Source organism: Winogradskyella thalassocola, from assembly GCF_900099995.1.
GTDB lineage: Bacteria > Bacteroidota > Bacteroidia > Flavobacteriales > Flavobacteriaceae > Winogradskyella > Winogradskyella thalassocola.
This window is the reverse complement of record NZ_FNCZ01000004.1, coordinates 132,966-147,085: the sequence shown is the minus strand read 5'-3', so window position 1 is coordinate 147,085 and position 14,120 is coordinate 132,966. Positions and strand designations below refer to the sequence as shown.

Sequence of the window (14,120 nt, the reverse complement as noted above, 5' to 3'; positions counted from 1 at the left end):
AATTTTAGTTTTTTTCTAATTGATTTAAGGTAGTAAACATCCAAAAGCCAATCACCAAAAATGTACCAAAGCCCAAAGTGAATAACCACGCTTCAAAATGCTGAAATGGTGACATTATAATAGTGACAATATCCATAAATAAAAACTGTGGTCCACTTATAATTTCCCAGGAATTGTAACGGAGAAAACGACCTAAATATACTCCAAATCCACATAAAAAGATCAAGGTTATACTCAGCGCTTCAATAGGAAGTTTTTTAAATTGAGAAGTCACTAGTTTCTGCATATCCATTATAGATACATAGAATAATAATAAACCACTTAAAGCAAACGACAACACCACCAGCACATCGAGCCATAAAAGCGAATCGTTTCCTATTCTAATATGAATAAGATCAGTAACAATATAAGGTGCATTAGGCAAAAAGGCTAACCAAACCATAAACCAGAATCCAAGTTTTAGTTTGCTCAAATTTTGTGCGGTATTTAAATACATCGTTATAGCATAAGGTATGATGGCCAAAAACACATTCCAGATTAAAAACAGAAAGAAATAGGACTTGTTCAGTTTCATGCGTACCATGAGTAAAATAACACTAAACAGTAAGGCTACTGTAATTAATGATAAGGTTTTAAAACGATTTAGAATTAATGTTTTTAGAACTTCCATAATCTTATATTTTGCTTGTTTTGTAATTTGAAAAGTGAAGACTCTACGGCTAAAACAGTCAGTATTCCTAAAGTATAAGCGAGTAAATCTGTGACATGGAATGTGCTACCGAAAACGAGTTTAGCCGTAAAACTATCTTGTAAATTAAAGTAGGTTAAGAATGGGGTGAGTTGAAGAAACTCAATAGCATAAGCAATTAAGAGGACGACCAAACTCGACGCCCTCACATTCAAGTTGATGCATCCTCTAATAATTGCATATAATAAAATAACAACGAGATAATCGCCAAATGTGTAGCGAATAAATCCTGTTTTAATGATGAAAGCGATGGCTAATTCTATAAGAAATAGGCTATGTGCGAGTACTAAATATTTTTTGTTGAATTGAAATTTCATGGTCGTGTTTTGAGGTTTTATTTAATAGCGATTTTGTCTCCTAGAAATTTAGGTGTAACATTAAAAAGTAAGTCTAAACGTGCTTTAGTACGTGCTAGATATTCTCTTGGAGGTGTTTTGTAGACATCTTTGGCATTGTAAGCTATAGCGTCAATATCATAATGTTGAGCGATATAAATGGCGCGCTGGTTATGGAACTTCTGCGAGATAATAGTGATCGTATTTTGGCCAAATATTTCTTTAGCTCTTACTATAGAGTCTAAAGTTCTAAAGCCAGCATAATCTAAAAATATACGATCTGCAGGAACGCCTTTTGCAATTAAATCGTTTTTAAAATCAGTGGGTTCATCATAGTCTTTTCTGCCATTGTCGCCACTGACCAAGATGTACTCTATTTTTCCGGCTTTGTAAAGTGCAACCGCAGCATCTACTCTGTGTTTGTAGAATAAGTTGATGTTGCCGCTTGGCGCAAATTTGCTTGCTCCAAGTACAAGTCCGACGTTGTTCTTCGGGATATTATCAATAGCGTCATAAGTCAATCCTTTAGCTTTAAAACTCACCCAATGAAAAGTAGTAAAAACACCTAATGCGATAAATAATCCTGTTATAATTAATATTTTAAATGTTTTCATACTGAAATGAGATTAAGGTTTAATAAGTCATGTTTCGGAAAAATGGCATCTCTAAAATCTGAAATGGAAACATGCATAAGCTTCCTATAATCAAAATGATGGAATGCATTAGCCGCTTTTCCTATTTTGAAAGATTTATGGTAATACTTATAGTAATCAGGAAGAATAGCAACACCAAGAATAATGGCTCCATACAAATACGGACTGCGTTTCCCGTTGCCATAACAAAGACATTGTAGTGCAATTTCATCTTCAACTTTAGTACTATAGCCACAGAGCACATGATAGCAATCGTGACGTTCAACCTTTGGAATTAGTTCAAAATTATTTCTATCCAAGAATTCGCCTAAATGTCTTCCAAATGTAGGTTTTGGTAGATTTAGTAAATCCGTTTTGGTGAGGTTCCAAGGTTCTTGATTTTTAAACATGTTGGTGTAAATGCGTTGCGAATGTTCAAACAACCAAATGATAAATTGCTTTCGTTTTGCTTTTAAAATTTTAAATAGGTTGTTCATGGTAATTCGGGTTGATGTGATTCTACATTATTGTTATTTATAGACTGTATTTTTCTACTTTGTATGAGTTCATATCTCCAGATTAAAAGCGATATAAAAAACACAAAACTGAAATAATAAATGGCACCTATACGTTTGTCTAGTCCTATTATTACTGCCATACAAAGTGTAAATAAACAAATGATGTAATATGGGAAATAGGTTTTGTAGATTCGTATTTTATCATGTCTATATTTGGAAGTCCAAAACACGCACGATATACTTAGTCTTACCATTACTACCGTTAGTACGCCTACCAAAAGGGACAAAAATATAATTAAGGAGATCATTTTATTTTGTGTTAATTTTGAAATTGTCGTACTGTAATTCCTGCCAATTATTCGTTTTTAATTTATCGATATAGCCATGATATTTTTCTTCAATAAGATATGTGAATCCTCTATTGAGGTCTTTATGGTCTAACTGCTCATTTAATAGTAGAGTGTTGTTGTTAGAGAGGCCGATGACATAATTATAGTCCATTGATTTGGCATAATTAAAGTTGTAATTGGTAATATGATAGTCCCAATTTATAGTGCTAGAAACAACTAGAATTATAAATGCAGCTTGTGTATTGACCCTAAAGAGAAACCAATTATTTTTTGCGCTATTTATCTTTAGAAGTGTTGTAACCAGTCCGATTGTAGCTAGTAAAAGATAAATCACAACACCAATACGCTTATACGTTAAACCAAAATTATAGATGTACTGAGCGTTTTTAAATACAATGCTTAGAACTAATAGAATGTTTAAAATGATCCAAGTAAAGGCTAGACGTTTTAAGGTGGTGTTTTGCTCGTAAAAATTAAGATTGCCCCTAAAGACATATAACAGAATCATAATAGCAATAAGAATTGAGGCAATAAGTGCGTTAATGCCACTATGAACCTGAGCAGAATAAACAGAAGCGCTAATATCTTGTTGCGTTGTTAAAAAGGTGATATCTGTTATTAAGTACATTACAATCAATGCGTTTAATAGTGTGATAAGAACGACACCAAGTTGGTTTTCTTGTTTTAATTTTGGAATAGAAAAGGCTTCGGTTTTATGTAAACTGTTTTCGGTTTGCAAATCAATTTCAGTAGCGGGTTCGACTTCAATTGGTGCATAAATATTATTGAACAAATAGTACCCTAAACCTGCCATTAAAATCCATTGAATATTTATAAAACCGAAATCTATTTTTTCTATTAAGTTGCTGAAAACAGGGTTTCCTTCTTTGTAGAGAGCAATGAAGGTGATTACAATGACGGCTGGAATTAGAATGATTTTAACCCAATGTAAATAATCAATGTCGATTTTTTCTTTTGTGTCTTCAGAATTAGTTTTTGATTCAACGATAGCAAAGTTGCGATGAAAAAAACCAGCAATTGTTGTGTATAAGCCGTTAAGCCAACTGACGTAAATAGACGATTTAGTCTCAGAGAGCTGACCTATTAAAGTGAAGAATGCTACGAGATTTGCAATTACAGAAAGTGTAGAACTATGAAAAAAGATGGTTAGTCCTGTGATGAGGTAGGCTATAGTGTAGATTTGGGTTTTCCGATTCTTAAACTGAGACTTGTTATTAATAAAAAGGATGACAACAGTAAGAATACTGAATAAAAAGAGGTTAAGTCCGATAGTTTGGTTGTAGAAGAGGGTGCTAAATAAAAGGGCTGCAATGAATAAGATTAGTTTTTTCATGATTGATTATTTTAAAGTACTTTGAATTTCAAAGTAAATGATTAAAAAAAAGATTTTAATTTTTCAACTGTTCCGCTAAGGGCAGTTGAGGTGTTTTTATTGAGTTTTGTTTATTAATTTTTCAAGGGCTTCAATATGTTTTTGAAATTCTAATTTTCCTAGTTTCGTAACGCTGTATCTTGTATTCGGTTTTCGACCTATAAATTGTTTTTCTACTAAAATGTATTCTGCTTTTTCTAATGCCTTCGTATGACTTGATAAATTACCATCTGTCGCACCCAATAATTCTTTTAGCATATTAAAATCCGCATACTCGTTTACCATAAGTACCGACATAATGCCAAGTCTTATCCTATGATCAAAAAGTTTATTTATGTTGGTTATTATGCTCATCTCACTTCCTGCGAAAGCAGGAATCTTAGTTTTTTAATTTCAGTATTCAGTTTCGAAATTAGGTCAATTATTTAAAAGGCTCTGTGATTTTCCGTACAACCTTTGTGCTTCTCTACGTTATTTTTTTGTTTGCGCTTTTGCGCCTTTGCGAGATCATTTTTTCACTTTACATCATATTTAAAATGCATCCAAGTGCCATAAACAATATGCATGATCCCAAAACCAATTACCCAAAGCCAAAAACCATAACCAGGATAAACGGCTGCAACAAGTCCCAAAGCTATCTGAATAAATCCTAAATATTTAATATCTCCAATACTATATTTTGAGGCGTTGATTAATGCTAGGCCATAAAATATAAGCATTAGGCCACCAGTTTGTCCGTATTTACCTTGACTCAAGATAATTAAGGTGTATAATCCACCAGCAACTAGAGGAATTAAAAAATTAAATAACAAACGTTTAGAAGAGTTATCCCATATTTTCTCTCCATTTTTTTTAGCTTTTCTCGTAGTTAGTAAAATGCCAGTTGCTACACTAAAAAATGCGACTAAGAATAGAATGAGTAATACGGTTTCAAAAATCCAACCATCTAATTTTAAAGTACCATAACTATAGGTTGTAACTAACCAATACGTAGCAGCTGCACCAATAAGGGCATAAATTCCAGCCAAAATTCCAGATAATCCACTCAAAGAAATAAATCGAGAGGATTTATTCATAAGATTTTTAATCTCACTAATGTCTTTTAGATAATCTTTTTCGCTCATGTTAAAGTACTTTGAAATACAAAGTAAATTAAATTAATTGGTTTGCGCAAGTTTATTTTTCAGATTTGACTAATTTTATATTCAATTAATTAAACCATAATTAAAACATGATTGAATTACTTTTAGCTATAGCAAATATTTCAGGAGGCATCTTACTTGGTTTAGCAACCTTAGACAAATGGGATGGTGAGCATAACTTTTTCAACAAAATTGCTGGTTTTTTAGCGCCATTTGATACCATAATAGGACTTGGTCTTATCATCTTAGCGATATTAGAATTTTGGGATGGCCTGTTATTTAATATCGTGAGTATTTTAGGTGGTATTTTACTTTTAACGCATGTCTTTGGGAAAGTACCTGCTTTAGAAACAAGCTTAAGACAACTCTCTGCTAAGCTAATGCCCTTTAAGGCTATTATTGGAATTGGACTTATTGTGATTGGTATAATCGGCATATTTTAACGCTATATTTTGAATCCAGCAGAAGCTCATATCCTAAATCAACCTGAACCTTTCAAGTCTATATTCATGCATTTGCAAGTATTGATTGAGCATACCTTGCCAGAAGCCGATTTATTATACAAATGGAGAATGCCGTGTTACTACATGGATAAACGACCAATATGCTACATTAATAAAACCAAAGACTATGTTGATATTGGCTTTTGGCATTCCGCACACTTATCAAAAAAATGGGATACTTATTTAGTAAGTGAAAAACGGAAAGTTGTAAAATCGCTACGTTATAAAATGCTAGATGATATTGATGATGCCGTTTTTATAGCAATTTTAAAAGAAGTAGAAGGGGTGAAAGAGAAGGGGTTTTATAAGAAAGGGTAGATTTTAGTCTTAGTCTTAGTCTTAGTCTTAGTCTCAGTGTTCAGTCTCAAGATGGAAAAAAGTTATTTGATATTGAGTTGATGTCTCAAATCGCTCTTTACATATCCAAGTCATCTCTACTTTGCGTCTCAGCGCCTTCGCAAGAAACTTTTTTTACACTGCAACTCTGAAACTTTGCTTCTTTGCGTCTTTTCGCCTCAGCGAGAGAAAAATCATTTCACCAAAAACATCCCCAAAAACACAGCCAAAAACCCAACCACAAAACTAGCAATCGTATAAATCGCAAAACTCGTAAAGTCACCCGATTTTAAAAACACATGGTTCTCATAAGCAAAAGTTGAAAACGTCGTAAAACCTCCACAAAGACCAGTCGCTAAAAGTAAAGTCTGACTCTGGGACAGTGTTTCATTTTTAGCCGCTAAACCAAGAATAATTCCAATTAATAAACTACCAATGATATTTGCAGCGAAAGTCCCATAAGGAATTCCAGTTTCCGAGTTGTTTAACCATTTTCCGATGATAAAACGCAGTACGCTACCAAAGCCACCTCCAAGAAATACGAGTAAGAGTTGTTTCAATTGTTTAGTTTTTAGTTGGTAGTCGGTAGTTGTTGGTTCGAAGTATATTATTTTCAATCATCAGTTTCAAACTAGGGAATTAAGTTATTCAATTACTACGTTATTGAGTCGTATTCTTATTCTCATTTTAACAAGATTTTTTTAGCTACACACTTCACACTTCACACTTCACACTACTTTACTGCTACATATATTTCAGTAATCCATTTCGCAGGATTTTGCTCACTCATAGGATCGGTTAAATAGGTTTCAAGCATTGGACCGCCTTCAATCATTTCTAAATTATTATCAGCAATATAATTCATAGTTGTATCCCATGCTTCTTTCAAATTAGAATAGTTGCCTTTTAAAACGGTTCTTACTGCTGTAAATGATTCTAGTTTACCCGTTAAAATTTCGGCTTCGTCGGTAATAATTCTAGAATTCGTTGGTACACAAGTAGAAAACATTACAGTATCATTTTCTTCATCCCATTTGTGATATAAAATAAATGCTGGACCAGCCATAGTCACATTATGAGTAATAGCGTAGGCTCCAACTTTTGGTAACATTGCTGTCATGTTTTTTTCAAAATCACTAAATTTACAAGACGCCGTATTATAAAGGTAATAACCGCCACTGTGTTGTGTTATGCCTTCAACGTTAATATTGTAAACTTTCATTTCGTTTTGAATCACACTATCTAATAAGGTTAAGCCTCTTTCAAAATGAGGGCCAATTTGCTTTTCCATACCTCCCATAAATGCCGAAACCATTTTAAATCCAAAAGGTAAATTTTTGCCAGAGATCGTCCATGTAACATCTGTAGAACCATCATCATTAGGTTTAAATTTCCATTGCACATCCGATTTTGGAAATTCTCCAAATTGCATCTCTTGAGTAATAGAGGCATTAATTTTAGTATTTAGAGTTGTCATGGTTCCTATACCATCTTCATCTTCCCAAGTATAAAAACTGCCTACGCCTTTTGTAGTATCGCCTAAAGTAACTTTAGTTTCAGGTTTTTCTTCAATCCAAGAACTCCATGATTCCCAATTTTTAAAATCACTAACATTATCATATACCACAGATGGCGGTGCTTTTAGGGTTTTAGTTCTTGTAACTTCGAACGAATTTGGCTGCACTGCAATATAGATAGAAACACCTATGACAAGTATTAATAATAATAAAAGGACGTATTTAATTGCTTTCATTTACTGGGATTAAATTTTGTATTTATCAAAGATAGTCATTTTATGATATGTGATATATACATTACATTTGTGTACAACTAAATAAATAAAACATATGAATTTAAAATCAGTATTTAAAATTTGTCTTTTTGCCTTATTAATCGTGGCATGTAAGAATGAAGTAAAAGAAGAGCCAGTAGAAACTGTTGAAACTATTGAAACGGATTTTAGTTTTAATGTTGAAGAATTTGCTGACATTAAAATTTTACGCTACCAAATACCAGGTTGGGAAAATCTAAGTTTAAAGGAGCAAAAATTAGTCTATTATTTAACGCAAGCAGGTCTTGCTGGTCGCGATATTATGTGGGATCAGAATTACAGACACAATCTTAAAATTAGACATGCTTTAGAAAATGTATATACCAAGTTCGAAGGAGATAAAACGACAGACAATTGGGCAAGTTTTGAAACTTATTTAAAACGTGTTTGGTTTAGTAACGGAATTCACCATCACTATTCTAATGCAAAATTAGAACCTGCTTTTAATAAGGATTATTTAAATGAATTATTAGCTGCAACCAATACCACTTTAGAAGGTGAAGCTTTTGACGTTTTGTTTAACGATAAAGATTCTAAAAAAGTAAACCAAGCTAAAGGAGTAGATAACGTCTTGGAATCTGCGGTTAACTTTTACGGTGCAGATGTTACAAATAAAGATGTTGCTGATTTCTACAAGGCTAAAACATCTCCAAATGCGGATAAGCCATTATCTTATGGTTTAAACTCGCAATTGGTAAAAGAAAATGGAGTGTTGAAAGAGCGTGTTTATAAATCTGGCGGATTATATGGTGCTGCTATAGATGAAATCGTAAAGTGGTTAGAAAAAGCACAAGGAGTTGCTGAAAACGAAGCACAAGGCAACGCTTTAGGGTTGTTAATTAAATATTACAAAACGGGAGATTTACAAACTTGGGACGATTATAATGTCGCTTGGACAGCTGCAACTGAAGGGAATGTGGATTACATTAATAGTTTTATAGAAGTGTATAACGATCCATTAGGTTACAGAGGGTCTTACGAGAGCATTGTACAAATCAATGATTTTGACATGTCTGAGAAAATGGCTGTATTGTCTGAAAATGCACAATGGTTTGAAGATAATTCACCTTTAATGGATGCGCATAAAAAGGATAGCGTTGTTGGTGTAACTTACAAAGTAGTTAACGTTGCTGGTGAGTCTGGAGATGCTTCTCCAAGTACACCGATTGGTGTTAACTTACCAAATGCAAACTGGATTAGAGCAGCAGTAGGAAGTAAGTCAGTATCTCTAGGGAATATTATCCATGCCTACAGCAATGCAGGAAGCACTGGCCGATTAGCTGAGTTTGTACACGATGAAGAAGAGTTACAATTAGAAGAAGAATACGGACAATTAGCAGATAAATTACACACCGCATTACACGAAGTCATTGGGCATGCCTCAGGACAATTAAATCCTGGAGTTGGTGAAACTAAAGAAACACTTAAAACGTACGCGTCTACTTTAGAAGAAGGTCGTGCAGATTTAGTTGGTTTATACTATTTATACGATTCTAAATTACAAGAATTAGGTTTAGTAGACGATTGGAAAAAAGTAGGTAAAGCAGCTTTTGATGGTTACATCAGAAATGGTCTAATGACGCAACTCATTCGTTTAGATCTAGGTGATAATGTTGAAGAAGCACACATGAGAAACAGACAATGGGTTTCTGCTTGGGCTTTCGAAAAAGGTAAAGCCGACAACGTTATTGAAAAAGTAACAAGAGACGGAAAAACATACTTCAATATTAATGATTATGATAAGTTACACGATTTATTCGGACAATTATTAAGAGAAACACAACGTATTAAATCTGAAGGAGATTACGCAGCTGTTGAAGCGTTAGTAGAAGGTTACGGTGTAAAAGTAGACCAAGCCATTCATGCCGAGGTTTTAGAGCGTAACAAGCAATTTCCATCACCACCTTATAGTGGTTTTGTGAATCCTGTTTTAGTTCCAGAAATGAATGATGCTGGCGAAATTACGGCGATTAAAGTCACACAACCTAATGCATTTGCTGAGCAGATGTTGAGATACAGTAAGGATTATAACAACCTTCCTGATGTAAATTAAGTTGTAAATTATTATAAATTTCAAAAAAGCACTTACAGTTTTGTAGGTGCTTTTTTTATGCGTGAATAAGTCCTGTTTTATCAAAACTTCCGCATCTTTGCTTCAAATTAAACACTGTGAATTTTAAAGGCAAAGACCTTATTATATTCGATTTTGATGGCACGCTAATTAATAGTATTCCAGATCTTACCTTGGCCGTAAATAAAATGTTGAAGCATTATAATTTACATCCTTTAACCATAGAACAAGTTACACCTTATATAGGCAATGGTGCAAAACCTTTAGTGCGTAGAGCGCTAGAATATAGAATGCAAGATAAAGCGTTGCCAGAAACCTTGCTAAAAGAAGCCTTTGATATCTATTTGGGGGCTTATAAAGAGGCCATTTGTATAGATACGTTTATGTATCCTGGTGTTTTAGAAACCTTAAAAAGTTTAGATAAAAAAGGCTATAAAATGGCAATATGCACTAATAAACCTTTCGGATTTATAGAACCGATTTTAGACACCTTAGAGATTACAAAATATTTTAAATGTTGGGTAGGTGAAGATTCATTAGCTGAGAAAAAACCAAGTGCAGTACCATTATTACACTTAGCAAAAGAACTGAATACAACTATAGAACAAAGCATCATGGTTGGTGACTCTAAAAATGATATTCTAGCCGCTCAAAATGCAAACATGGACAGTATTGGTGTGAGTTATGGTTATAACTATAATGAGAATATTGCTGATTATAAGCCAACGTTAGTTGTTGATGAATTTGCGGAATTAACAAGTTTGTTTTAGTTTAAAATGTACGTGACTTTACGTATAGAAATTTAAATTGTTTTGGTTAGCTTTACGAAGTTAATTAACTTTATAAGCACGCTTACCCTGAAATGTGACATGATATTGGAAATAAAAGTCATTATATAATGAGTTGGCAACAAGCTAAAAAAAATACGATATCATAAAAGATGAAAAGTAAAATAGAAAAACAAGATTTTTTAAATTCTATCCAAAAAGAAACAGATTTACATACACTTCTTGAAGATTTATTACCTGAAATGGGTTTTAAAGATGTGAAAATCACTCACGAAAAAGGCAACAAACCTGAATTCGGAAAAGATTTAGTTTGTTCTTATCTAGACGAAATAGAAAACAAAAAAGACTGGCTAGCTTTTGTTGTTAAAAAGGGAAAAGTTTCAGGGAAATCAGGAGCTGTAAAAGAAATTGAAGACCAAGTTTATGAATGCTTCAAGTTTCCATATAAATCTTTAGAGCAAACAAAGAAAATTCCAATTAATAAGGTTAAAGTCGTTACAAACGTACATTTTTCAACAGGAGCTAAAGATAAAATTTTTGATAGTAACAATGATGAAAGAGCAAATATTGATTTTTGGGATGGCGAGAAACTGATTGCTTTTATAGATAAATATTATCCAAAATTTTGGATTAAAGGCTCAAAAAAATATAAAAAATACATAGAAAGGTTACAAGAAAGAATTATAACAGACAGTTCTATAAAATCATTAAGTGTTGATAGTAAAAAAGTTGAAAAACTATTAACTAATATGATTGAACCAAAATTATCTGAAAGGATAACTAATGATGATGGTTCCATAAAATGGGTTAATAAGAAAGCAGATACCATAGTAAATCTTCCGAACAACTCAATAATAATTGGCGAACCTGGTTGTGGTAAATCTACTTTATTTAAAACTCTATCAAATGAGATAATCACTCAAAATTCTTTAAGAAACAACCAAGATTTCTATCCAATCATTCTGACATTTAAAGAAATTGAACAATCAAAATTTAATCTTGAAAATACAATTGAAGATTTTTTCAACAAAGATTGGAATGAAGATTTAAACATTGATTCTCAAGAAATATTAAAAACTGAAAATTGTGCGATTTTTATTGATGCTCTTGATGAATTGGCAAAAAAAGAATCAAAAGAAAGTGCATTAAATGCAGTTTCTGAATTCAATATTAAATACCCAAATGTTAAGGTTATCTGCTCTTCTAGACCTTCTGATTATCTTTTCCATAATTGCGAGACAATCGGGTTTAGATATATGGAAATAAGTGCCCTAAATAGACAGCAAATAGAAATATTTTTAAATAATTATTTTAGTGATAACATAACAAAATCTAAATCATTACTCAAATCATTAAAAGATTCGGAAATTTTAGAAAAACTTCCAAAAACGCCATTAACAATAGCATTAATAACTATGCTATTTGACGAAAAAGAAATAGAGATTCCAGCAACCATAACAGATTTATATGAACTTTTCGTAAACCTTCTAATTGGAAAAACTACTTCAACAGAAACTACCGAACTTATAGAGGTTGGAATTAAACATAGAATCCTTTGTTATGTTGCTAAAGATTTACATTCAAATTTAAAAGCAAGTATAACAAAAACAGACTTGCACGACCTTATTACAAAATATTCAAAAGAAAGAGGTCAGAAATTTGATGTTAATCAAATACTTGAAGAAATTCTCGACCAAATCGGTCTTCTTTATGTGAATGATAAAGAAGAAATTTCTTTTAAGCACCAATCATTTCAAGAATATTTTACTGCATATGAAATATTTAACCATAGACAATCTGATAGAAAATTATTTATAGATAAATTTAATGACTTATGGTGGCAAAATGTCGCAATTTTCTACGCTGGTATGGCTAAAGATTCACCAAAATTTCTTGAAGAGATACTTGAAAAGAGTAAACCAACTAATCTTTCTGAATATATCTCAAACACAGGTGGAATGGGAAAATTACTTCAAGCGTTATACAATACACCTATTGAACAAAGAAAGAAGGGTATTCAAAGAGGCCTTGATAATACCAATGCAGTACTTGATATTGTTACAAAAGAAAAAGCAAGTCCAGAGAGAAAGGATTTACTATTTTGGCAAAACTTTTCTAAATATGGTTTAATGCAAATATTTGGTGGTTGGTTCCAACATAATAATTGGTCAATCACACTTAAAGAACCAATTTCGGAATATTTTGATGACAATTTTGAACTTTTAGACGATAACGAATTAAGCTCTGAAGATATTTTCAAAGTGGAATTTGAACTTTATCTAATATCTTCAATTCTTGCTTCTGACTCTTTCATTGATTTTGACAGATTTAACAAGCTCGTTTCTAAATCTAATCTTTCTAATTTAGATATTTTAGCAATATTAGATACTCACTACAACACATTAATGAAACACCTTCCTAAATCATTTAGAAAAGATGATAATTTAAAAAGCATTCATAGAAGATTGAAAAAAAGAATTCAAGCTATACCAAATTTTGCAGAAGAAGTGAATAAACCAATTAATCAGCTAAAATTAGAATAAAGCCAGATTGCTAACACCGTATATAATTTATTGCTGGCTTCTTGCCTACTTGCGAAAGTCCTCGCGAACTTTCTTTGTCGCTAATTATTTATTTGTTGCTTAAAACACGCAACTAACCATACACAAAACGGTTGTGTGCAATATGACTAAAACCTACAAAAACATAAAAATTGAAAATAATTGGAACAACAGAAATTTCTTTTGAAATAGAAAAGATACTTAATAAAGCAGAAAAATTTTTAGTTTTAGTAACACCTTATTTAAAACTAAATCAAAGAATTAAAGTTAGATTGTCTGATGCTTTTAAAAGAGTAGACAATATATATATTCTACACAGAGAAAAAGAGCTGAATTATAATGAAGCTAATTGGCTAAAATCTTTTGATAACATAAAGATATTCCCAATAAAAAATTTACATTCAAAAATTTACCTAAATGAAGATTCCCTTTTAATTTCATCTATGAATCTTTATGAATATTCTCAAGTAAACAATCACGAAATTGGAGTGAAAATGAATTATTCCGATGACACAAAAGAATATAATGACACATTAAACGAAATAAGAATTATATTAGAATCTCAATACGCAAGTTCAACTCATAACTTTGAAGAAATTTTAGAAACTACTGAAAACTATTCGATGAGTCGCTTATTTAGTGAATTGAATAACAAATACAGTTTTAGAAATTTCAGAAAAGGTTCACAAAGTCTTTATGAATATATTTCTGACAAATCTAGAGTATTAGTAGAATTTGACGAAAGCGAATTGTATCAAGATAAAACTGCTGTTTTGAGATCAACTGAGCTTGGAAAAGAACGATATCAAATATTAAGGAAAGAATTAAAGAAACTATCGAATTAAAAAATCCTCGCCCACAAAACCGTACTATTTTTATACATAACCGCTACCACCTACAAAAACAATAAGC

The 14,120-nt window shown here is 32.1% G+C and carries 16 protein-coding genes; 6 read left to right on the top strand and 10 right to left on the bottom strand.

Translation table 11 applies throughout. The annotated features are described in order from the left end of the window. Positions 1 to 4: 4 nt before the first annotated feature. The 8 genes from BLT80_RS11790 to BLT80_RS11760 all read right to left on the bottom strand — a co-directional run bounded on the left by BLT80_RS11790 (position 5) and on the right by BLT80_RS11760 (position 5,100). Positions 5 to 670, bottom strand: a complete 666-nt coding sequence (locus BLT80_RS11790) for a DUF1361 domain-containing protein (RefSeq protein WP_092468208.1) — start codon at positions 668 to 670, stop codon at positions 5 to 7. Then, positions 658 to 1,065: a ribosomal maturation YjgA family protein gene (locus tag BLT80_RS11785; protein ID WP_092468206.1), complete on the bottom strand. Its 408-nt coding sequence runs from the start codon at positions 1,063 to 1,065 to the stop codon at positions 658 to 660. Before BLT80_RS11785 ends, BLT80_RS11790 begins: the two co-directional genes overlap by 13 nt. Before the next feature lie 17 nt (positions 1,066 to 1,082). Then, entirely contained in the window at positions 1,083 to 1,697 is a 615-nt protein-coding gene (locus tag BLT80_RS11780) for a SanA/YdcF family protein (RefSeq protein ID WP_092468204.1), read from the bottom strand. Then, positions 1,694 to 2,212, bottom strand: a complete 519-nt coding sequence (locus tag BLT80_RS11775; RefSeq protein WP_092468202.1) for a hypothetical protein — start codon at positions 2,210 to 2,212, stop codon at positions 1,694 to 1,696. Before BLT80_RS11775 ends, BLT80_RS11780 begins: the two co-directional genes overlap by 4 nt. Continuing rightward, positions 2,209 to 2,373 (bottom strand): hypothetical protein, encoded by a 165-nt coding sequence (locus tag BLT80_RS20105; protein WP_175455601.1) that lies wholly within the window; start codon positions 2,371 to 2,373, stop codon positions 2,209 to 2,211. The genes BLT80_RS11775 and BLT80_RS20105 overlap by 4 nt, the downstream gene beginning before the upstream one ends. A gap of 169 nt (positions 2,374 to 2,542) precedes the next feature. Further along, positions 2,543 to 3,937, bottom strand: a complete 1,395-nt coding sequence (locus tag BLT80_RS11770; RefSeq protein WP_092468200.1) for a DUF4153 domain-containing protein — start codon at positions 3,935 to 3,937, stop codon at positions 2,543 to 2,545. 96 nt (positions 3,938 to 4,033) lie between these two features. Next, positions 4,034 to 4,330 (bottom strand): winged helix-turn-helix domain-containing protein, encoded by a 297-nt coding sequence (locus BLT80_RS11765; protein WP_092468198.1) that lies wholly within the window; start codon positions 4,328 to 4,330, stop codon positions 4,034 to 4,036. A gap of 161 nt (positions 4,331 to 4,491) precedes the next feature. After that, the gene (locus BLT80_RS11760; RefSeq protein WP_092468196.1) at positions 4,492 to 5,100 is read right to left on the bottom strand and encodes a hypothetical protein; all 609 of its coding nucleotides are present in this window, start codon (positions 5,098 to 5,100) and stop codon (positions 4,492 to 4,494) included. Positions 5,101 to 5,207: 107 nt separating this feature from the next. On the opposite strand from BLT80_RS11760, the gene BLT80_RS11755 reads away from it, so the two are divergent. After that, the gene (locus BLT80_RS11755) at positions 5,208 to 5,561 is read left to right on the top strand and encodes a hypothetical protein (protein ID WP_092468194.1); all 354 of its coding nucleotides are present in this window, start codon (positions 5,208 to 5,210) and stop codon (positions 5,559 to 5,561) included. A gap of 9 nt (positions 5,562 to 5,570) precedes the next feature. Continuing rightward, on the top strand, positions 5,571 to 5,939 hold the full coding sequence (locus BLT80_RS11750; RefSeq protein ID WP_092468192.1) for a DUF1801 domain-containing protein: 369 nt from the start codon (positions 5,571 to 5,573) through the stop codon (positions 5,937 to 5,939). 212 nt (positions 5,940 to 6,151) lie between these two features. On the opposite strand, the gene crcB is transcribed toward BLT80_RS11750, so the two are convergent. After that, positions 6,152 to 6,517, bottom strand: coding sequence for a fluoride efflux transporter CrcB (gene crcB / locus BLT80_RS11745; RefSeq protein ID WP_092468506.1), 366 nt, complete (start codon positions 6,515 to 6,517; stop codon positions 6,152 to 6,154). Between the two features lie 173 nt (positions 6,518 to 6,690). Then, positions 6,691 to 7,710, bottom strand: coding sequence for an SRPBCC family protein (locus BLT80_RS11740; protein ID WP_092468190.1), 1,020 nt, complete (start codon positions 7,708 to 7,710; stop codon positions 6,691 to 6,693). Between the two features lie 94 nt (positions 7,711 to 7,804). Here BLT80_RS11740 and BLT80_RS11735 point away from each other — a divergent pair, with 94 nt between their 5' ends. The 4 genes from BLT80_RS11735 (at position 7,805) to BLT80_RS11720 (ending at position 14,053) form a co-directional block, all read left to right on the top strand. Then, complete coding sequence (locus BLT80_RS11735) at positions 7,805 to 9,841, top strand: dipeptidyl-peptidase 3 family protein (protein ID WP_092468188.1); 2,037 nt, start codon at positions 7,805 to 7,807, stop codon at positions 9,839 to 9,841. Between the two features lie 116 nt (positions 9,842 to 9,957). Next, entirely contained in the window at positions 9,958 to 10,629 is a 672-nt protein-coding gene (locus BLT80_RS11730) for a phosphoglycolate phosphatase (protein WP_092468186.1), read from the top strand. Between the two features lie 170 nt (positions 10,630 to 10,799). Further along, the gene (locus BLT80_RS11725) at positions 10,800 to 13,190 is read left to right on the top strand and encodes an NACHT domain-containing protein (protein WP_092468184.1); all 2,391 of its coding nucleotides are present in this window, start codon (positions 10,800 to 10,802) and stop codon (positions 13,188 to 13,190) included. Between the two features lie 170 nt (positions 13,191 to 13,360). Continuing rightward, positions 13,361 to 14,053 carry a phospholipase D family protein gene (locus BLT80_RS11720; RefSeq protein ID WP_092468182.1) on the top strand — a complete coding sequence of 231 codons (693 nt, stop codon included), beginning with the start codon at positions 13,361 to 13,363 and terminating at the stop codon, positions 14,051 to 14,053. Positions 14,054 to 14,120 lie beyond the last annotated feature (67 nt).